The sequence below is a fragment of the Streptomyces sp. DG2A-72 genome (assembly GCF_030499575.1).
Lineage (GTDB): Bacteria > Actinomycetota > Actinomycetes > Streptomycetales > Streptomycetaceae > Streptomyces.
In genome coordinates this window covers 5,349,175-5,368,922 of sequence record NZ_JASTLC010000001.1, presented here as the reverse complement: position 1 = coordinate 5,368,922, position 19,748 = coordinate 5,349,175, and the positions used below count along the sequence as shown (strand labels likewise).

The window sequence follows — 19,748 nt, the reverse complement described above, 5'->3', positions numbered from 1 at the left end:
ATCCTCCCCGGTGGCTGCGCGGGACGGTCCCCGCTTGCTGTCCGGATCATTGTCCGACGCACCGCCCGGCCGTGACCAGTACGGTGCAAGATCGCCACCTGGATCACCGGCTTCCCCAACACTGGGCGGCTACACAGCGTGTGCGGGTTCAAGAGCCCGATCGACTACGAACGGGACTACCGAGCCACCCTCGCCGAGGGACTGGCGGCACAGATCGTCTCCACGCTACGAGGCGATCGACAAGGAGCTGATCACCCGGTCCTGGCGGACACCTGCGAGATCCGCGACGCCAAGGATGATGTCCAAGTGCATCACATTCGTGCCCTCGCCGAGCTCGCGCCTGCTGGACGGCCACCGTCCGACTGGGCACGCGTCATGCGTCCGGTTGGGCAGGAGGCCGCGCGGAACAGGACCTGCACCGGCAGGCACCTCGCCGCACGGCCGGCCCAACCGGCAAGCAGGCTTCACCCAAGCCACCAGGCACTCACGCCTGGCGGTGACAGAACGAATCTGCGCAGGTCAGCAGCCACGTGGGTGCCCAGGCGCCATCGCTTCCCAAGCTGAGAGCGCGAGTTCGATTCTCGTCACCCGCTCGTCGAGCCCGGCGGCGACTTCCTCCTGCCGGCCGTCGTAGGTGCGCCGGTGAAACAGTCCGGTCTTCTCCTGGACCTGGCACCGCGTACGGCTCGGCCCGCCGCGGCGCGTTGGTCCTGCGACCCGTGGCGTGCCGGAAGAGGTGGCACCACATCGCGCTGGTCACGCCGCGCCGTCGAGGGGCGGCGGGGCGGTCGAGTTGCGCACCACGAGCTCCGTACCCACCTCCATGTGCTCCATGAGCAACCGCTGTCCCTCGATGACGGACAGCAGCGCGCGGGCGGCCTTCTGGCCCATGTCGTGCAGCGGCTGACGCACGGTGGTCAGGCCGGGGAAGCTCTGCGCCGCCTGCGGAAGGTCGTCGAAGCCGACGACGGAGAACTCGGTGGGCACGTCGAGGCCGCGGGCCCGGGCGGCGTCGATGGCGCCGAGCGCCATCAGATCGGCTCCGGCGACGATCGCCGTAGGACGGTGGTCGTCGATCAGACGAGCCGTGGTGCGGAAGCCGCAGGCATAGGAGAAGTCGCAGGAGGCGACCAGCCGCATGTCGACGTCGAGTCCGGCGATCCGCATCGCGTCCTCGAAGCCCTGGAAACGGAGGGATGTGCTCTCCAGGTCCTCCTCCCCGCGGAGGTAGGCGATCCGGGTGTGCCCCAGGTCGATGAGGTGCTGCGTGCCCTGGCGCATCCCGTGGTAGTTGTCGACGCTCAGCCGGGGCAGCGGTACGTCCAGGCGCCGGGGATCGATGATGACGCAGGGCAGTTTCTGCCGACGCAGCAGCTCGACTGTCTCGTCCTCCAGAACGGGCGCGATCATGAGCACGCCGTCGACGAGGCCACGGGCCAGGAACTCGACCCGGTCCTTCTCCCGCACCGCGTCGTGGTACGTGGCGTTGACGAGCATCTCCTGCTCGGCGTCGGCCAGTTCGTCGGCGACACCGCGCAGGATCTCGAGTCCGTACTGACTGGTCAGGTCCAGCGCTATGACGCCGATGAGCCCGCTGCGGCCGGCCTTGAGGTTGCGGGCGGAGACGTTCGGCCGGTAACCGAGGCGCGCGGCCACCTCCATGACACGGCGCCGGGTCTCCTCCGAGGCACCCGGCTTGCCGTTCACGACATTGGACACGGTCATCGCGGAGACTCCGGCCGCCTCGGCCACCTGCGCGATGGTCACCCGCCCTGTCACCCGAACTCCTTCGGTTCACCCCGCCCGACAACACTCAGGAAACTGTAACGATAAGGCGTCTGACGCGTCAACGAAACCTTCCCCGCTGCGGGCTCTCAATCGCACTGACAGGGATTTTATCGGGACATTCTGCCAACACTCCCAGAGATCACCACCACTCGAGTCGGGCTGCGGCGCCACAGAAAGTTACGTATAGCTGTCCATTAAGTTTTGCGTTACAGTCCCCGCCATCGGCACGTAACGTTCGCCGCAACTCGGGTCGACCGGTCACTTTCCTGACAGGCCCGTTCACATTCCTTCAGAGATGACAAGTCGGTCCGAACCGACGATGGGTGAGGTGTGCAATGAAGCGTTCTGGGAGACGGCTCGCGGTCGCCACCACGGTCGCCGCCATGGCGATGTCGCTGGCCGCGTGCGGCGGCGGGTCGTCCGGCAGCTCCGCGGACGGCAAGGTGACCCTTCACGTGCAGGCGTGGAAGGGCGGCGGCGCGGAGCCGGCGAACGTCGCGGAGATCAACAAGGCGTTCGAGAAGGCCCACCCCGACATCAAGGTCGACTTCGAGTACATCACCGCGAACGACACCTACGTCCAGAAGCTCCAGCCCGAGCTGCTCGGCGGCAAGGCCGGCGACGTGATCATGGTCGACACGGACAAGATGAAGAAGTGGGGCGCCTCCGGCTACCTGGCCGACCTGTCCAAGGAGTCGTGGGCGAGCAAGATAGCGCCCGACGCCAAGCCCTTCGCACAGTCCGAGGGCAAGACGCTCGCCATGCCGATGGAGCTGATCGGCATCGGCCTGTACGCCAACATGGACCTGCTGAAGAAGGCGGGGATCACCGAACTCCCCGCCGACTGGCCGACGTTCCTCGCGGACCTCGCCAAGGTCAAGAAGGCCGGCATCAACCCCATCGCGCTGCCCGACAAGAGCGGCTGGACCGGCAGCTCCGTCTTCCAGGCGAGCGGCTCGACCACCGTCTACCAGAAGAACAAGCAGTGGGACGCCGACTTCCTGGACGGCAAGGCCTCGTTCAACCCCGACTGGAAGGCGCCGCTCGCGCAGTTGAAGACCCTGGAGGACAAGGGGTACGTCAACTGGAAGAACGAGCTCGGCGTCGACGAGTGGGCGCAGGGACCGCAGAACTTCAGCGCCGGCAAGAGCGCCTTCTGGTACCAGGGTGCGTGGCAGGTCTCCAACGTCAAGAAGGCCGGATTCCCGGTCTCCTTCGCGCCCTGGCCGGGCGGCGACAAGGGCACCAAGCCCAACGGGATGCTCTTCTCCGGCACGATGTGGGGCGTCAACTCCCAGTCGCAGCAGGGTGACGCGGCGCGCGAGTACGTCAAGTTCTGGTCGCAGAGCGAGAACCTCGCCAAGTACCTCGAGGCCGAGCACGCGGAGTCGCCCTTCACCGGCGGCACCACGCCGGAGAGCCCCGAGACGACGGCCTTCACCACGGCCTTCAAGGAGGGCCGTTACCGGATCCTCCCGTCCAACTCCTGGTACGCCGGGGCCGCCGAGACCGACATCGGCTCCAAGCTCCAGGCCTACCTGCTGGGCCAGGCATCCACCGCGCAGACCCTGAAGGACATTCAGAGCGCGGCGTCCGCCAAGTAACCCGGCCATCCCTGGTCAGCCGTGGCCGGGGGGCGTCGCAGGCTCACCGCCGCCGCCCCCGCCACGGCCCGTCCGGGCATGAGGAGGATCCCTGTGTTCCACCGACGGCGTGCCACCATGGCCGCCTTCCTGCTTCCGGCGATCGTCGTGTACGGCCTGTTCATGCTGTACCCGCTGGCCCGCGGCGTCTATCTGAGCATGACCGACAGCCTCGGCGGCCCCATCGCCCACTTCGTCGGCACGGACCAGTACCGTGCCATGGCCGACGACCCGAAGGTCACCGCGGCCCTGTGGCACACCGTGCTGTACGCGGCGGTCGTGGTGATCGCGCAGAACGCCCTCGGCCTGCTCTTCGCGAGCCTGCTCTTCCGCCGGCCCAGGGTGCGCAAGGGGCTCAGCGTGGTGCTGCTGACCCCCACGCTCGTCTCCCCGGTGATGGCGGCCTTCATCTGGTCGTACCTCTTCGCCCCGGAAGGCGGCATCAACGCGCTGCTGGGCCTGCTCGGCCTCGACTCACTGCGGCACGTGTGGCTCGGGGACACCTCCACCGCCCTGTACGCGGTCGCCGCCGTCAACATCTGGATGTTCGCGGGCTACTCCTGCGCCATCTTCCTCGCCGGCTACATGAGCGTGCCCACCGAACTCCTCGACGCCGCCGCGGTGGACGGCGCGAGCGGCTGGCAGCGGTTTCGCAGCGTGGAGTGGCCGATGCTCGCTCCCGCGCTGACCGTGAACGTGACGCTCAGCCTCATCGGCTCGCTCAAGGTCTTCGAGTTCCCCCTGGTGCTGACCAACGGCGGCCCGGCCGGTGCCACCGAAACCCTGACCACGCTCGTCTTCCGGAACGTCTTCGGCGGCGGGAAGTTCGCCTTCGGCATCGCCGTCTCCGTACTGCTCCTGGTGACCGTGGTCGTCCTGTCCAGCGCCACCTCCTCCCTGCTCCGGCTGCGCGAGCGAAGAATCTGACGGGCGGCAACCATGATCTCCACTCTCTGGCGCCGGACCTCCGGCACCCTCGGCACCGTGCTGCTGTGCCTCGGCACGCTGACGTTCGTCCTGCCGTTCCTCTTCACCGTCGTCACCTCGCTGCGCACCGCGGCGGACGTGGCCAGGTCCCCGCTGGGCATACCGCGGTCGCTGACCCTGGACAACTTCGTCCAGGCCTTCGGGCAGATCCACTACGGGCGCAGCGCGCTGAACACACTGTTCATCACGGGGCTGTCCTGCCTCAGCATCACCGTCATCGGCTCCCTGGCCAGCTACCCGCTGGCCCGCATCACCCAGAACTGGTCGACGTGGGTGTACCGGCTGTTCATCCTGGGCACCTCGGTACCGATCTTCGTGGTGGTGGCGCCCCTGTACCTGCTGATGCGGGACCTGAACCTGCTCGACAGCTACGCGGGCGTGGTCCTCATCTACACGGCCGTCAACCTCCCGGTCGCCGTGTTCTTCTACACCAGCTTCGTCCGCTCGATACCGGTGGACCTGGAGGAGGCCGCCGCCCTGGACGGCTGCGGAGCCTTCCGCACCTTCTTCACCATCATCCTGCCGCTGCTGCGCCCGATCACCAGCACGCTCCTGACGTTCGTCGCCCTCCAGGTCTGGAACGACCTGCTGGTCCCGCTGGTCTTCCTCCAGGACCCGGACAAGCGCACCGTCATGGTGAACGCCTACTCCTTCATCGACCCGCACAACGTGCAGCCGACCGTCCTGTTCCCGGCCGCCCTGCTCGGCGTGCTCCCGCTGCTGCTGATCTTCGTCTTCCTGCAGCGCCATGTGGTCGCCGGGATGTCGGCCGGCGCGGTCAAGTCGTAGATCCGGTCCCGGCCGCCGCGGCCTGAACACCGTCACCTCACCGTCCAGGGCACCCCCATGCCTCCATGCCCCGACGTCCCGGAAGGACCTCCCACGATGTACGTGGTCTCATACTTCACCGACACCGACGAGGCGCTCCATCTCGCCTACAGCCACGACGGTGAGGAGTTCCGGGCGGTGAACGGCGGTCGGCCCGTCCTGCGGGGCACGGTCGGCACCGGCAGACTGCGGGATCCGTTCATCGGGGTGGGCCCCGACGGCCTGTTCCATCTGCTGGCGACCGACGGCTGGACGAGCCCCTGCATCGTCCACGCCACCTCGTCCGACCTGCTCACCTGGTCGGACCAGGAACTCATCCCGGTCATGGCCGACGTGGACGGAGCCCACAACGCCTGGGCGCCGGAGTTCTTCCCGGACCGCGGTACCGGGCTGTACCACCTCATCTGGTCCTCGGTCGTGGAGTCGGGCAGCACGGCCGAAGGCCGCGACTTCGAACACGTCGGCCAGGACCACCGCATCTGGCACTGCACCACCGAGGACTTCCACACGTTCTCGGCTCCCGAGGTCTTCTTCGACCCCGGCCACTCGGTCATCGACGCCACCGTGCGGCAGCTGGACGGCGGCGGATTCCTCATGGCGTTCAAGGACGAGCGCGGCACCAACGACCTCGCCACCGCGCACAAGAACATCCATCTGACGACCTTCGAGATCCCCGGTGGCCCCTACACCTCCCGCCTCGGACCGGTCAGTCCCCCCGTGGTGGAAGGACCGTCGCTCTTCCGCCGCGGCGACGAGTGGCTCATGATCTTCGACCATTTCCTCGAAGGGAAGTACGGGGCGGCCCGCAGCAAGGACGGGACGGACTGGGAGCCCGTCTCCCTGACCCTGCCGCCGGGCATGCGCCACGCCTCCGTCCTCGAAACGCCCCTGCCCTCATCACTCCCCGCACGCTGAAGCGTGCCCACCACAGTCTCCGGGCGTATCCGCTCAGGCCGACCCGCCCGGTGCAGGAAGACCCACGTCGCATCCCGCGGCGCGGAGGACACATTCACCCAGCAAGGAGCGTCGCGATGAAGCGTCGCAGAACGGACCGCCCGGGGATCAGGGCGTCCCACGTCCTCACCCTGCTCGCCACGCTGGCGGGCGCCCTCCTCCTCCCGGTTCCCACCGCGATGGCGGCGGGAACCACGCACTACGTGAACTGCTCGGCCGTGACCAACGGCAACGGCACCCAGTCCAGCCCCTGGAACTCCGTCACCGCCGTCAACAACACCACGTTCGGCGCCGGCGACAACATCCTCTTCGCCGCCGGCACCACCTGCACCGGCCAGCTCAGCCCCGGCGGCTCGGGCGCCTCCGGCAGCCCCATCACCATGGGCGCGTACGGCACCGGGGCCAAGCCGGTGATCGACGCCAAGGGCGCCACCGGCCCCGTGATCCACCTGCTCAACCAGCAGTACTGGGAGATAGGCGGCCTGGAACTCACCAACGCGGCGTCCTCGCCCGCCTACCGCTCCGGTGTCCTCGCCGAGAACAGCTCCGGCGGCGTCCTGCACCACATCCGGGTGCACGACATGAACATCCACCACATCAGCGGCTGGGCGGGCGGCTGGTACTCCACCAACGCGGGCGTCGGCATCCAGACCAAGCACACCACACCGGTCTCCACCTGGGACGACGTCGTGGTCGAGAACAACACCTTCGACCACGTCGACCGCATCGCCGTCGCCGTCACCCCGGACCGGGACGGCGAGGGCACCGGCCTGACCACGGGCACGGTCATCCGGAACAACACGATGACCTTCGACGGCGCCGACGACATCCTCGTGGTCAAGAACGACGGCGCCCTCATCGAGGGCGACAAGGCCGGCTACGGCGGCGCGAAGGCCACCTGCCCGCCCACCGGCCAGTACTGCAACGGCGCCTCGGCCGGCATCTGGATGGCCGGCAGCAACGACACCGTCGTCCAGAACAACGAGGTCTACTGCCACGTCAACGGCGCCGACGGCACCGGCTTCGACGTCGACTGGGGCAACCACAACACCACGTTCCAGTACAACTACAGCCACCAGAACCTCGGCGGCTTCATGCTGGTCATGCCGCCCTTCCAGGTCCCCAACGAGCCGACGTCGACCATCGCCAGCGACGGCACGGTCATCCGCTACAACATCAGCGAGAACGACGGCACCAACGCCGGCTGCCCCGCCGCCGGCACCCCGGGCCACGGCTCCGGCGTCTTCCACTTCGTCGGCAACGTCCCCAACAGGAGCGGAAGTCCGGTCGCCGTCCCGCGGATCTACAACAACAGCATCTACATCAACCAGAGCGGCCTGAACACCCCGGTCCTGTACTCGCGCAGGGGCACCAGCATCACCGGCAACCTGTCCTTCCGTAACAACGCGGTGTTCAACTACGGCACCGGCGGCTACTTCGCCAGCGTCAACTCCACCTACAACAACAACCTCTTCTACGGCAACCACCCCTCCTCCGAGCCGGCCGACGCGGCGAAGGTCGTGACCGACCCCCAGTTCCGCAACCCCGGCAACAAGGCCACCTCCTCCCCGTACACCGGCACCGACGCCTACCAGATCCACCCCTCCTCCCCCGTGATCCGGGCGGGAATGGTCATCGCCAACAACGGCGGCAAGGACGCCTTCGGCAACCCGGTCTCCGCCACCGCGGCACCCAACATCGGCGCCGACAACGGCACCGGCGGCAACCTCGTCTCCAACGCCGGCTTCGAGACCGGCTCGATGAGCCCCTGGACCAGCAGCGGCACCGCCCCCTCCGTCACCTCCTCGGGCGCCCACACCGGAGGTTTCGCGGTCACCACCCAGGCGAGCGGCAGCGGCGCCAACCAGAACATCACCGGCCTCAGCCCGAACACCACCTACCTGCTGACCGGTTGGGGCAAGGTGGCCAACGCCGGGGAGACCCTCGCCATCGGCGTCAAGAACTACGGCGGCACCGAGAAGTTCACCAACGTGGCCACGACGTCGTACTCCCAGACAGCCGCGCTCTTCACGACCGGGAGCACCAACACCTCGGCCCTGGTCTACTGCTGGAAGAACACCGGCGGCACCGGCACCGGCAACTGCGACGACCTCGCGGTCGAGAAGATCTCCACGCCGGCCAACACCCTGACCAACGCGGGCTTCGAGAGCGGCTCCCTGAGCCCGTGGACGCTCAGCGGCAGCGGTGCCCAGTCCGACGTGGTGGCGTCCAACGCCCGCACCGGCACGTACGCCCTCCAGACGGGGGCGGCCGTCAGCGGTGTCGAGCAGTCCGTCGGCGGCCTCAGCTCCAGCGGCACCTATCTGCTGACCGGCTGGGCCAAGGTCGCGAACGGCGGTGAGCAGGTCGCCGTCGGTGTGAAGGGCTTCGGCGGCCCCGAGACCTACCTGCGCACCTCCTCCACCGCCTACTCCCAGCAGCCCGTCTTCTTCACCACCGGGAGCACCGGCACCTCGGCCTCGGCCTACTGCTACAAGGACGCCGGTTCCTCGGCCGGTTACTGCGACGACTACACCCTGATCAAGCTCTCCTGACGACACCCGATCCTTTCGGCAGGAAGCACTCTCCAAGGCGGGTGGACCGGGGTCACCCGGTCCACCCGCCTCAGCACGCCGCGAGCACCGGTCGCGGACGGCCGGACACGCGGGACATTCCTGCGGCGAGCACACGTCCGGGACACAGCGCGGGGAAGATCTTCACGCCGTTGAGCCAGACGCGCAGGCGCTCGCCCTGCACGCGGATCTCGTACGTGTTCCACTCCCCCGGCGGGTTCAGCGCACGGTCGCGCTTCTTGATGTCGGCGGACTGGAAGCCGTACACGGCCCCGGTGGTGCGGTCCGGGGTGTCGGTCGCGTCGAGCTGGAGCGAGTACGACGTGAACTCCGGCCCGGCGTGCCAGAGCATCCCGAGGCCGCCGGCCGACGTCGGTGTTCCGTCGTCGCCCAGCTCGAAGAGCGGCCGCTAGCCGTTCTCCGGCCGGCAGTCCGCCTCGACGGCGCCGGTGGCCCACTGGATTGCGCCCAACAGGTGCTGACGGACGGCGGGTTCGGCGAAGGACTCCTTGCTGTGGCCGACGCCGGTGTAGAAGGAGCGGCCGCCCTGGTAGTTCTGGCACCAGGCGATCGGATGGTCGCCGTTCATGGTGCCGCCCCAGTACGAGGACTCGTCGAGGGAGGCCAGGACGCGGACCCGTTCCCGGGGATTCGAGCGGAAGTTGTACCACTCGTCGGTGCGGTTCCAGGTGGTGGGCAGGTTGGCGGTCGCCGGGTGGGCGCGGTCCTCGACGTGCACCGTGGCACGCATCGGCCACCACGGATGCGACTCGAAGTAGGCACCGACGAGCCCGCCGTAGAACGCCCAGTCGTACTCGGTGTCGGCGGCCGCGTGGATGCCGACGTAGCCCCCGCCACTGCGGATGTAGCCCTCGAAGGCCGTCTCCTGGACGGCGTTCAGGACGTCACCGGTCGTCGACAGGAACACGACCGCGTCGTAGCGCCCGAGGTTGTCGGCCGTGAAGGCTCCGGCGTCCTCCGTCGCGTCGACCGTGAAGCCGCCCGTCTCACCGAGCTGTTTCACCGCCGCGATGCCGGCGGAGATCGAGCCGTGGTGGAAGCCGGCCGTCTTGGAGAACACCAGCACCCGTGTGCCGTCCTGCTTCGCCTGTGACACGGCCGGTCCCGAGACGCAGCCCAGGAGCACGGCCGCTCCGACGACTGATGTTGTCAGTCGGTTGATCGATCGCATGCTGTGTATGTCCCTCTCATCCGGTGGTGAATGTGAAGTCGAGTGGCGACCTCTGCGTACTCGCTCGCCTCCGCGCTGCCGAGCAAGAGCGCGAAACAGGGCAACGGAGCCCGGGGGGTGGTGAGTTGGTACTCCGCGGCAGCCACGGCGAACCGGACCCGGATGCGTTCGTCACAGCGGACATGGGGTGGTCTCCGTCGAAATGGGGGTGGGGAGGCCGTTGGAGCGGCCGTTGGAGCGGAGTGTCCGGAGACGATAGTTGACAGTTCACGCTCACAGGTCAACTGCCGTGAACTGTGGGGATTTCCCTACGGCTTGATAGGAACTTGCGGCCGGCCGGTTCGCGACGTCGAGGGGGTGAGCGTCAAACGCGCGACGAGGTGCCGTGTGCAGCAGGCGATTCACATCAACCTTGCTCGCGTCGCCTTGGTACTGCCGGTCAGCCTGGCGTCGAGACGCGCAGGGTGTAGCGGCTGTCGACAATCGTGCACCCCGACAGCTGGGTGTGGCCCTCCCCTCGGCGCGCTTGCGATCGCAATACCGGCGCGATTCCGTGCAGTGCGGGATGCTGAACAACGCCGAGGTGCAGAAGACCCGTTGAAGTCGTCGGCTGTATCGCCTTGGGCGGCGCCGTGGGTTGCCGCTGATCTTGCCGGAAGCGCGGGGCGCCCTTCTCCCCGACGAAGAGCAGCCCGTAAGGACCCGGCTCGGGGTACGGCCCCAGGTACCAACGGAGCTCCCGGCGGCTCCCGGCGGAGGAACGCGGGAAGAGTCACGGTCAGGGTGCCCGTGCCCTCCCCACCGCTGATGCGGACACCTCGGGTGGGAGCTGTCTTCGGAAGGGTCTGTATGGCGCGGTCTGTATGGCGCGGAAGCCGATCGCCCGCCCCGCCCGCGCTTCGTCGCGCGCTGAGGCTTGACGGTGGCGAGTGGCAACCGTTAACTACGGATGGCCAAGTGCCCGTGATTTCACAGGCCGTTCGCAATGTCGAACGACCTTGATGGCTTCGCAAGCCGTCAAGGGCAGGCCGAGGCAACGATCGGCAACACCTCCCCGAACAAAACCAGCGCGTAGCCATTTCCTACGCATGGGAGCGCTCCCAAAGGAGGAGCGCGGCGCGGATCATGACCGACAGCCAAGAGGAGGAAACATGACGCAAGGCCGGAACGAGCCCGTGAGCGGAGAGCGGAGATCACCGAGTCGGAGAACCGTCCTGGCAACGATGGGGGCCATGCCGGTCCTCACAGCCACGGCATCGGCCGTGGGGGCTTCGGGAGCTGCGGCCGCGACGGCCGCCTCTACAGCGGTCATCGACCCGTCGGCACAGCGGCAGACGATCCGGGGCTTCGGCGGCATGACCCACACTGCCTGGATCGGCGACCTGACACCGGCCCAACGGGACACGGCGTTCGGCACCAGCGAGGGCCGACTGGGTTTCTCCGTGCTGAGGATCCCCGTCCCCGAGAACCAGGCGAACTGGAGCCGTGACCTGGCGACGGCAAGGCGCGCGACCGAGCTCGGGGCGACCGTCATCGCGTCGCCGTGGAATCCCCCCGCCCACATGGTCGAGACCTTCGTCCGCGGCACGCAGACCGATGCGAAACGCCTCAGATACAACATGTACGGCGCCTATGCCCAGCACCTCAACGACTTCAACACGTTCATGCGGAACAACGGGGTGAACCTGTACGGCATATCGGTGCAGAACGAGCCCGACTACGCTCATGACTGGACGTGGTGGACTCCCGCCGAAATGGTCCGGTTCCTGCGGGAGAACGCCGGCTCGATCAGCACCAGGGTCATCGCGCCCGAGTCCTTCCAGTACCGGAAGAACATCTCGGACCCGATCCTCAACGACTCCGTGGCGCTCGCCAACGTGGACATCATCGGGGCCCATCTCTACGGCACGCAGTTCGCGGACTTCCCCTACCCCCTCTTCAAGCAGAAGGGCGCGGGCAAAGAACTCTGGATGACCGAGGTCTACTACCCCAACAGCAGCGATTCGGCGGACCTCTGGCCACAGGCACTCGACGTGGGAGAGCACATCCACCGCGCCATGGTGAACGCCGAGTTCCAGGCGTACATCTGGTGGTACATCCGGCGCAGCTACGGCCCCATGCGGGAGGACGGCCGGATCAGCAAGCGCGGCGCCTGCATGGCGCACTTCGCCAGGTTCGTCCGCCCCGGATATGTGCGGATCGAGGCGACGGCGAACCCGGCGTCGAGCGTCTACGTCTCGGCGTACCGGGGCGGGAGGTCCACGGTCGTCGTCGTGGCCGTCAACAAGGGGACTTCTGCGGTGAGCCAGCAGTTCACCCTGGCGAACAGCACGGTGTCCAGTGTCTCGTCCTGGCTGACCGACGCGAGCAGGAACGTCGCGCCCCAGGGCACGACCGGGGGGTCTAACGGCTCCTTCACCGTCACGCTTCCCGCCCGAAGCGTGACGACCTTGGTGGCCGGCGTGACCTAGGCTCCCGAGGGGATCGACACCAGTGCGTGGTACGTGCTGGTGAACCGCAGGAGTGGCAAGGCACTCGAAGTGCAGAACGCCGGCACCGGCACCGGTCTTAGACACTGTCGTGTGGTACGGGTCTCCACGCTCAGGACTTCGACGTCACGTTCCTCGACCCACTTCCCCGCGTAACCGCGGAAGTTGGCTGATCCCGCCTCCGGAGCGCGCCACTCACCGCGCCGGATCCCGGTCTGCTTCTCGGCGAGCCGGCCGTACTCGACGACGGTCCTGTGGCCGGTCTGCCGGGGGCCGCCGTACGGCTCCTTGGCGCGATGTGTGGCGCGGTGCGGAATCCGGGCACCGCGCCACCCGATGCGGCCGCCCGCGAGTCACCTCAGCCGGCATTCACCCGCGCGACTGTCAGCGGAAGTCCACGTAGTAGACGTCGGTCCGGCGCAGCTTCCGGCCGGCCTTCCAGTCGGCATCCTTTTCCAGCGGCCGGCGGATGTGTGGGCGGTTCGGTCCGAGGGCTGCGTTTCCCCGTCGGGCTCCTTGGCGTTCTCTCTGCCGTAGACCTCTATCCAAGGAAGTCCCCTTATGCCCCGTCCTGCACATATCGCCATGGTTGGCACGCCTCTGATCGACCATGTGCTGCCGAGCCTGGAGATCATCCGTGAGCTGGTGGCCCGCGGTCACCGCGTGACGTACGCCACCGCCGCCCCCGTCGCCGAGCTGATCACCCCCACCGGCGCCGAGCTGGTCGGCATCACGTCCACTCTTCCGGTCGCCGACCGCGACTGGCCGCAGGATCCCATCGCCTCCGCCTCCCTTTTTCTTGACGAGGCGATGGCCGTACTGCCACAGCTGCACGCCGCGTACGACGACGATCCCGCTGACCTGTACCTCTACGATGTCGGCGCCCACGCGGGCCGAGCGCTGGCCGAGGCGCAGGGCCGCGGCCACGTCCAACTGTCTGCGACGCATGTGGCCTGGGAGGGTGCCCAGGATGAGATCGGCGCGGCATTCGCCCATCTGCCCGGAGGACTCGCGTACCGAGCGCGGTTCGCTGCCTGGCTGGACCGGTGCGGTGCGATGACCACGAACGTGGAGGAGTTCACCGGCCGCCCGCGGCGAGTGCTGGCCATGATCCCCCGCACCATGCAGCCACATGCGGACCGGGTCGACGCCGAGGCGGTGACGTTCGTCGGCGCGTGCTTCGGCACCGGCCAGAAGCAGAACGGCTGGATGCGGCCTGCCGGTGCGCACAAGGTGCTGCTGGTGTCGCTGGCCGGCTCGGCGTACCCCGGGCCGCAGGAGGTCTACCACCAGTGTGTGGCGGCGTTCGCGGATCTCCCGGGGTGGCATGTGGTGCTGCAGACGGGCAGTGGCAGCGCTACGGCCGAGCGGGTTCCTCGCAACTTCGAAGTGCGGCCGTGGGGGCCGCCGTTGACGATTCTCGAGCAGGCGGACGTCTGGGTGACGCACACCAGTGTGCGCAACAGCAGTGAGGGCCTGTACGCCGGTGTGCCGATGATCGCGGTACCGAACGGGCCCGACCAGTGCCTCCACGCCGACCGGCTCGTCGAGCTGGGCGTCGCCCGCCGGATCGACACGGCGGACATCACGGCGGAGACGCTGCGTACCGTCCTGATGGAACTCATCGGCGACCCGCAGGTCGCCACGCGCTCGGCATGGCTGTGGTCCGAGGTGCGCGCCGAGGGCGGTACCCGTCGGGCCGCGGATCTGATCGAAGAGCAGCTCGCTGGGGAAAGGGTGGGCTGAGGGCGCGGGGCAGCTGCATCAAGGGTGCGGGGGCGCTGCCCTCGACGCGTCGCGTCTCCCAACGCCTCACCCCTGCGCCGGCACGCCTGGCATGCCTGGCATGAGCAGCCTTCCCGGACGGCTCCACCATCGTCTGGACCGAGGCCGGTCAGGCCCCGTACCGCTCGACCGACAAGGGGGCGAGCTGGTCGAAGGTCAGCGGTCTGGGCAACGGCGCCGTGGTCGTCGCCGACCGCTCCTCGGCCAGGACCTTCTACTCACTGTCCGGCGGCACGCTCTACGCCAGCACCGACGGCGGCGCGACCTTCACCGCCCGCACCACCAACCTGCCCGTCGGCCGGCTCACCGCCGTGCCCGGTATCGCCGGGGACCTGTGGATCGCCGACGGTGGCAAGGGGCTGCTGCACTCCACCGACGGCGGCCGCACCTTCACCACGCTCGGGGCGGTGAAGTCCGCCTCCGCCCTCGGCTTCGGCAAGGCCGCGCCGGGCACCTCCTACCAGGCCCTGTACCTGATCGGCACCGTCAAGGACGTCACCGGAGTCTTCCGCTCCACCGACAAGGGCGCCACCTGGCTCCGCGTCAACGACGACGCCCACCAGTGGGGCAGCATCAGCGGCGGCGGCGTCATCACCGGCGACCCCGACACCTACGGGCGCGTCTACGTCGGCACCAACGGACGCGGCCTCCAGTACGGCGACCCGTCCTGACCCAGGCGCCCGAGCGGGGCCGCAGGCACAACGGCCTGCGGCCCCGCTGTGGCCGAAGGACTGAGGACGCGACAGCCGATCCGGCAACAGGGTCGCACCTCACCCGACGGGGCTGTGCACTGCGGAAGTTCGCCGTTCTTCGAAGCCGGCACCCGCAGCGTGCTCATAAGAGCGGACAACCACGGTCACCCGCCCCACGGAGAAGGACCAGGTCAGAGACCTGGTCCTTGTTGCTGTGCAGGGGGCTCAGCTGCCGCATGCCCGATTCGTGCCAGATCACTGTCACGGCCGAAGATCCCCAGTGTCGGAAAAGTGCTTCAGTCCTACGATGACAACTGGGCCAGTGCTCTCACGTGCAATGACCCGGAAGGGCGGCGCGCGCAGACAGGGAGCAGCATGATCCGTTCAGCCGACATCCGCGAGTGGCGCAACCATGACGTGGTCGACCTGAAGCGGCGCAAGATCGGCATGCTCGAAGCGATCTATGTGGACACCGCCACAGACCGACCCGCCATGGCCACGGTCCGGACCGGTCTGCTCAGCCACCAGCGGCTGGTGTTCGTCCCCGTCGACGAGGCAGTCCTCGGGCCGGGCTACGTCCAGGTTCCGTACGCCAAGGGGCAGGTACGCAAGGCTCCTGCGATCGGGACGGACGACGTACTGCCCGCCGAACAGGAGGAAGCGATCTTCCGGCACTACGACATGACGTACCAACCGGGTGCCACCGGCGAACGCCGACTCGCGCGCCGTTGACCACCCACACGCGGCAAGAGGAGGCGTTCGGGTGATGGTGCTGTTCCTGCTGCTCGTCCTCGTGGCTGTCGTACTGGGAATCATCGGCGCGGCAGCGGACGGCCTGGGCTATCTGCTGGCCATCGGCATCGTGCTCTTCGTGGCCGATGTGGCCTTCATCTCGGTGCGAGTGTTCCGGCGTGCCAGGCGGCGCCCCATCCGCTGACGTCGGTAGCGGTGCCCGGGTTCTGCAACGCCTCAGGCTGACGCCGGCCGGCGCGACGCGGCGCGGTCACCGCTGCCCGGCCCACCCCAGTTCGAGGTCGGCTGACCTCTGCGGGGACGATGGCGGGATGATGGCCGCCATGCACGTCCGCATCGACGCCGTCGACCTGCCCGGCCTCACCCGCCCCGCCTCCGTCGACGGCAGAGTCCCCGCGTACGGCAACATCCACGTCGCCGTGCAACGCCGTGATCGTCCGGCCGAGCTGCTGGAGCCGCAGCCTGGCGACGCACCGTCCGCGACATGGACTCTGGAGTGCACCACGAGCGCCTCGCCGACCGGCACCGAGGTCAAGGGCCCCTACGTGCAGGACCGTCTGGGCCGACGGTTCATCTACCTGTCGTGGGGCACGGTCGACGAGTCGGGCACCTTTACGATGTTCCGCCGCGCCAAGCTCATGCTCGATGTCATCCCCGCCGACGTACTCACCGCCGCCGCACGCGACGGGCTGCTGGTCGGACGCCTCGGCCTGACCGACGCCCAGGGCGGTCCTCTGTGCGCACGCGTGGAGCCCCCGCACATCACCTGGACCGCCGGCGTCCGGCCGATGTGACCTTTATTGCGATTGCGGGGTCTCGGCGCGTTCGCCGTTGTCCCCTCCGTTGAGGGCGACGGCAGCGGCGCAAGGCTCATCGACCGAGGTCACGGAGCTGTGGTCGGCCGCACCCGGCAGAAAGACTGCATCCGCGCGGAGCAATATCTGTAGCCGTGAAGTAAGAAATAGGTGCGGTGCACGGCGATTATTCCTCGACCGCCGACCACGGCGGAATTTATCGACCTCGCAGGGCCGCTCGCACCATGCTAATGTCGATCTCAGTTGCAGGTGTGGTTGCCAGAAGGTTCATTTTCCGACGGGGTAATCAGCACGGCGACGCGGAATTCGCACAGTGCGGATTCCGAACATCGTCTCCGAAGGAGAAATGACATGGCTACTGGCACCGTGAAGTGGTTCAACGCGGAAAAGGGCTTCGGCTTCATCGAGCAGGACGGCGGCGGCGCCGACGTCTTCGCCCACTACTCGAACATCGCCGCCCAGGGCTTCCGCGAGCTGCAGGAAGGCCAGAAGGTGTCGTTCGACATCGCGCAGGGCCAGAAGGGCCCGACGGCCGAGAACATCGTTCCCGCCTGACACCCGCAGCAACGCATACTTCGCAGCTGGGGCCCGCACCTTGGGGTGCGGGCCCCAGCTCGCTGCTTTTCAAGGCGCGCGACGGGAAGGCCCCACCGCATCACCGAACGTGATGCATTCCCCGTCGATCCGACTCGGCGCCCATCATCTCCGGCTCGTTCTCGCGATTCTCTGCGCCGTTCATTTTGCTGCGGAAATTCCTTGCTACGTGCCTACGTGCTCACATCGAGGAAGGTTCCGCTTGAACCGCGCACGCACCACCCGCACGACCCGTACCTACGACCGCTCCCGGGGTACCGCCGCCACCCGCTCGGGAGCTTCGCGGCGTTCCACCGGTTACGACCGCCGACAGGCCGCACCCCAGGGCGAGTTCGCACTGCCCGTGACGATCACACCCGCGCTGCCCGCCGTCGAGTCGTTCGCCGACCTTGCCATGCCGGCGCCGCTGCTGGCCGCGCTCGGCCACGAGGGCGTGACCATACCGTTCCCGATCCAGGGGGCGACCCTGCCGAACTCCCTCGCCGGACGTGACGTGCTCGGCCGCGGCCGTACCGGGTCGGGCAAGACCCTCGCCTTCGGCCTCGCGGTGCTGGCCCGTACCGCGGGCCGGCGCGCGCAGCCGCGGCAGCCGCTCGCCCTGGTCCTCGTCCCCACCCGCGAGCTGGCCCAGCAGGTGACCGACGCGCTCACCCCGTACGCCCGCTCCGTGCAGCTGCGGCTGGCGACCGTGGTCGGCGGGATGTCCATCGGCAGGCAGGCCGGTGCGCTCCGCGCCGGCGCGGAGGTCGTCGTCGCGACGCCGGGGCGGCTCAAGGACCTCATCGACCGGGGCGACTGCCGACTGGACGCCGTCGCCATCACCGTCCTCGACGAGGCCGACCAGATGGCCGACATGGGCTTCATGCCCCAGGTCACCGCCCTGCTCGACCAGGTGCGCCCCGAAGGGCAGCGGATGCTGTTCTCCGCCACCCTGGACCGCAACGTCGACCGGCTGGTCCGCCGCTACCTGGCCGACCCGGTGGTCCACTCCGTCGACCCGTCGGCGGGTGCGGTCACCACGATGGAGCACCACGTGCTCCACGTGCACGAAGCGGACAAGTACCAGACGACCACCGAGATCGCGGCGCGAGACGGCCGGGTGCTCATGTTCCTGGACACCAAGCACGCCGTGGACCGGCTGACGAAGCACCTGCTGAACAGCGGCGTCCGCGCCGCGGCTCTGCACGGTGGCAAGTCCCAGCCCCAGCGCACCCGGACCCTCGCCCAGTTCAAGACCGGACATGTGACGGTCCTGGTGGCGACCAACGTCGCGGCCCGTGGCATCCACGTCGACAACCTCGACCTGGTCGTCAACGTGGATCCGCCGAGCGACCACAAGGACTACCTGCACCGCGGCGGCCGTACCGCCCGCGCCGGCGAGTCCGGCAGCGTCGTCAGCCTCGTGACACCCGGCCAGCGCCGTGGCATGAGCCGGCTGATGGCTTCGGCCGCCATCACCCCGCAGATCACCTCGGTACGTTCGGGTGAAGCGGAACTGAGCCGCATCACCGGCGCCCAGGCCCCTTCCGGTGTCCCGGTCGTCATCACCGCACCGCCTGCGGCACGTCCCGGCCGCGGCGCCTCTTCCGCCGCTCCCTCGTCCCGAGGCCGCCGCGGCCGTCCCGCCCGGGGGCGCACCGCCGGTGAGGCGGGGCGGCGCAGGACGCAGCAGCCGTCCGCCTTCCGTCCGGCGGCGTAGTGCCTCGACCTGGAACGTTCACCCATCTCCGACGGAGGCAGCATTTGACACCGGTCCAGGCACAGCAACTGCGGGTGGATTCCTCCCCCATGGCCGCCGTGGCCGCCGTGGTCGAAGACATGGACGCGTCCGGACCCCGGGTCCGGGACGACATGACCGTCGAGGTCGCCCTGTCCGTCATGGCCAGTGCTCGTGTCGAGTTCCTCGTCCTGTGCGACGGGGACGACCAGTGCACGGGCTCGGTCACCCGGGCCGAACTCGTCGCTCACCGCGACAGTTCCACGTACACGGACCGGATCCGTCTACAGGACGTCCTCGCCCTCTCCCGCTGATCGACCTGCCGCGATCACTCCGTACTCCTTCTCCCTGTGGGGCATCATGCGCTGTGTCATCGCCCGGTACCCGTTCGACCTGACCAAGAGCGGAGTGCTGGCCTCCATGTCGGGCGTCACGCCCGAGCTCATCACGGGCGAGTCCGTGACCATCGGCCGCCGTCGCTACCCCGTCAAGCAGGTGGGCGAGGTCATCACCCGGCAGGACCGCCGCGACTTCACCGGCGGCGAAGTCGTCCGGGCCATGACCGGCCTCGGCTTCACCTGCCACGCCCGCCTCGAGGCCGCGCCCGTGCGTGTCCCCACTGCGCTCCAGACCGCGTCGGCACTGCTCGGCTCCGCAGCATCCATGGACGTATGAGAGACGTATGACAACGGGCGGGAAACCGCCATCAGGATCCCGGTGAGGGCCCTGCCGACGCGCGTCGGCAGGGCCCTCACCGCTGTCTTGCCGTCCGTTCTCCTGGCGATCTGGTCCCCCAGACAGCTGAAATCTACTCTTGTCAGAGTAGACATTGAACTCTGACGCGGTTAGCCTTTTTCCCGTAGACAAGGTCAAGTGAGGCCCGGCAGACACGAACTGGCGGGTTGCAAGTGGTTGTTCAGAGTGTTCAGAGGAAGGAC

15 protein-coding genes and 3 pseudogenes are annotated in these 19,748 nt (G+C 68.3%); 15 read left to right on the top strand and 3 right to left on the bottom strand.

All coding sequences use genetic code 11. The features are described 5' to 3' along the window. Positions 1-756 precede the first annotated feature (756 nt). Positions 757-1,779, bottom strand: coding sequence for a LacI family DNA-binding transcriptional regulator (locus QQY66_RS25630; RefSeq protein WP_301982652.1), 1,023 nt, complete (start codon positions 1,777-1,779; stop codon positions 757-759). Positions 1,780-2,123: 344 nt separating this feature from the next. Between QQY66_RS25630 and QQY66_RS25625 the strand changes: the two genes are divergently transcribed. The 5 genes from QQY66_RS25625 (at position 2,124) to QQY66_RS25605 (ending at position 8,755) form a co-directional block, all read left to right on the top strand. After that, complete coding sequence (locus tag QQY66_RS25625; RefSeq protein WP_301982651.1) at positions 2,124-3,392, top strand: ABC transporter substrate-binding protein; 1,269 nt, start codon at positions 2,124-2,126, stop codon at positions 3,390-3,392. A 93-nt stretch (positions 3,393-3,485) separates the two neighbouring features. After that, complete coding sequence (locus QQY66_RS25620) at positions 3,486-4,358, top strand: carbohydrate ABC transporter permease (RefSeq protein ID WP_301982650.1); 873 nt, start codon at positions 3,486-3,488, stop codon at positions 4,356-4,358. Between the two features lie 12 nt (positions 4,359-4,370). Next, the gene (locus tag QQY66_RS25615) at positions 4,371-5,207 is read left to right on the top strand and encodes a carbohydrate ABC transporter permease (RefSeq protein WP_301982649.1); all 837 of its coding nucleotides are present in this window, start codon (positions 4,371-4,373) and stop codon (positions 5,205-5,207) included. 96 nt (positions 5,208-5,303) lie between these two features. Next, on the top strand, positions 5,304-6,161 hold the full coding sequence (locus tag QQY66_RS25610; RefSeq protein ID WP_301982648.1) for a glycoside hydrolase family 43 protein: 858 nt from the start codon (positions 5,304-5,306) through the stop codon (positions 6,159-6,161). Positions 6,162-6,277: 116 nt separating this feature from the next. Further along, entirely contained in the window at positions 6,278-8,755 is a 2,478-nt protein-coding gene (locus tag QQY66_RS25605; RefSeq protein ID WP_301982647.1) for a carbohydrate binding domain-containing protein, read from the top strand. A 157-nt stretch (positions 8,756-8,912) separates the two neighbouring features. Here the strand turns inward: QQY66_RS25605 and QQY66_RS25600 are convergent. Continuing rightward, positions 8,913-9,965: pseudogene (locus QQY66_RS25600) on the bottom strand (ThuA domain-containing protein); the annotation flags it as partial. Between the two features lie 510 nt (positions 9,966-10,475). After that, positions 10,476-10,631, bottom strand: a pseudogene (locus QQY66_RS25595) (IS110 family transposase); the annotation flags it as partial. A 485-nt stretch (positions 10,632-11,116) separates the two neighbouring features. Between QQY66_RS25595 and QQY66_RS25590 the strand changes: the two are divergent. From QQY66_RS25590 to QQY66_RS25545, 10 genes and pseudogenes are all read left to right on the top strand, one after another. Further along, positions 11,117-12,436: a glycoside hydrolase family 30 beta sandwich domain-containing protein gene (locus QQY66_RS25590; RefSeq protein ID WP_301982646.1), complete on the top strand. Its 1,320-nt coding sequence runs from the start codon at positions 11,117-11,119 to the stop codon at positions 12,434-12,436. Positions 12,437-13,039: 603 nt separating this feature from the next. After that, a complete protein-coding gene (locus tag QQY66_RS25585) occupies positions 13,040-14,200 on the top strand; it encodes a macrolide family glycosyltransferase (RefSeq protein WP_301982645.1) in 1,161 nt (386 codons plus the stop codon). 116 nt (positions 14,201-14,316) lie between these two features. Next, positions 14,317-14,910, top strand: a pseudogene (locus QQY66_RS25580) (WD40/YVTN/BNR-like repeat-containing protein); the annotation flags it as partial. Between the two features lie 396 nt (positions 14,911-15,306). Next, a complete protein-coding gene (locus QQY66_RS25575) occupies positions 15,307-15,663 on the top strand; it encodes a PRC-barrel domain-containing protein (RefSeq protein WP_301982644.1) in 357 nt (118 codons plus the stop codon). A 31-nt stretch (positions 15,664-15,694) separates the two neighbouring features. Beyond that, positions 15,695-15,868, top strand: coding sequence for a hypothetical protein (locus QQY66_RS25570; RefSeq protein WP_301987780.1), 174 nt, complete (start codon positions 15,695-15,697; stop codon positions 15,866-15,868). A 139-nt stretch (positions 15,869-16,007) separates the two neighbouring features. Next, on the top strand, positions 16,008-16,478 hold the full coding sequence (locus QQY66_RS25565) for a DUF5990 family protein (protein ID WP_301982643.1): 471 nt from the start codon (positions 16,008-16,010) through the stop codon (positions 16,476-16,478). A 372-nt stretch (positions 16,479-16,850) separates the two neighbouring features. After that, a complete protein-coding gene (locus tag QQY66_RS25560) occupies positions 16,851-17,054 on the top strand; it encodes a cold-shock protein (protein ID WP_030224351.1) in 204 nt (67 codons plus the stop codon). Between the two features lie 241 nt (positions 17,055-17,295). Further along, on the top strand, positions 17,296-18,792 hold the full coding sequence (locus QQY66_RS25555; protein ID WP_301982642.1) for a DEAD/DEAH box helicase: 1,497 nt from the start codon (positions 17,296-17,298) through the stop codon (positions 18,790-18,792). A gap of 89 nt (positions 18,793-18,881) precedes the next feature. Continuing rightward, positions 18,882-19,124, top strand: a complete 243-nt coding sequence (locus tag QQY66_RS25550) for a hypothetical protein (protein ID WP_301987489.1) — start codon at positions 18,882-18,884, stop codon at positions 19,122-19,124. A gap of 46 nt (positions 19,125-19,170) precedes the next feature. Continuing rightward, entirely contained in the window at positions 19,171-19,485 is a 315-nt protein-coding gene (locus QQY66_RS25545) for an SCO5918 family protein (protein ID WP_301982641.1), read from the top strand. Positions 19,486-19,748: the final 263 nt, after the last annotated feature.

Excerpts from the sequence above, each read along its gene's own strand:
- QQY66_RS25615 (WP_301982649.1), top strand. The coding sequence starts at position 4,371 with ATGATCTCCACTCTCTGGCGCCGGACCTCCGGCACCCTCGGCACCGTG.
- QQY66_RS25625 (WP_301982651.1), top strand. The coding sequence starts at position 2,124 with ATGAAGCGTTCTGGGAGACGGCTCGCGGTCGCCACCACGGTCGCCGCC.
- QQY66_RS25610 (WP_301982648.1), top strand. The coding sequence starts at position 5,304 with ATGTACGTGGTCTCATACTTCACCGACACCGACGAGGCGCTCCATCTC.
- QQY66_RS25575 (WP_301982644.1), top strand. The coding sequence starts at position 15,307 with ATGATCCGTTCAGCCGACATCCGCGAGTGGCGCAACCATGACGTGGTC.
- QQY66_RS25565 (WP_301982643.1), top strand. The coding sequence starts at position 16,008 with ATGCACGTCCGCATCGACGCCGTCGACCTGCCCGGCCTCACCCGCCCC.
- QQY66_RS25545 (WP_301982641.1), top strand. The coding sequence starts at position 19,171 with ATGCGCTGTGTCATCGCCCGGTACCCGTTCGACCTGACCAAGAGCGGA.
- QQY66_RS25560 (WP_030224351.1), top strand. The coding sequence starts at position 16,851 with ATGGCTACTGGCACCGTGAAGTGGTTCAACGCGGAAAAGGGCTTCGGC.
- QQY66_RS25590 (WP_301982646.1), top strand. The coding sequence starts at position 11,117 with ATGACGCAAGGCCGGAACGAGCCCGTGAGCGGAGAGCGGAGATCACCG.
- QQY66_RS25605 (WP_301982647.1), top strand. The coding sequence starts at position 6,278 with ATGAAGCGTCGCAGAACGGACCGCCCGGGGATCAGGGCGTCCCACGTC.
- QQY66_RS25585 (WP_301982645.1), top strand. The coding sequence starts at position 13,040 with ATGGTTGGCACGCCTCTGATCGACCATGTGCTGCCGAGCCTGGAGATC.
- QQY66_RS25550 (WP_301987489.1), top strand. The coding sequence starts at position 18,882 with ATGGCCGCCGTGGCCGCCGTGGTCGAAGACATGGACGCGTCCGGACCC.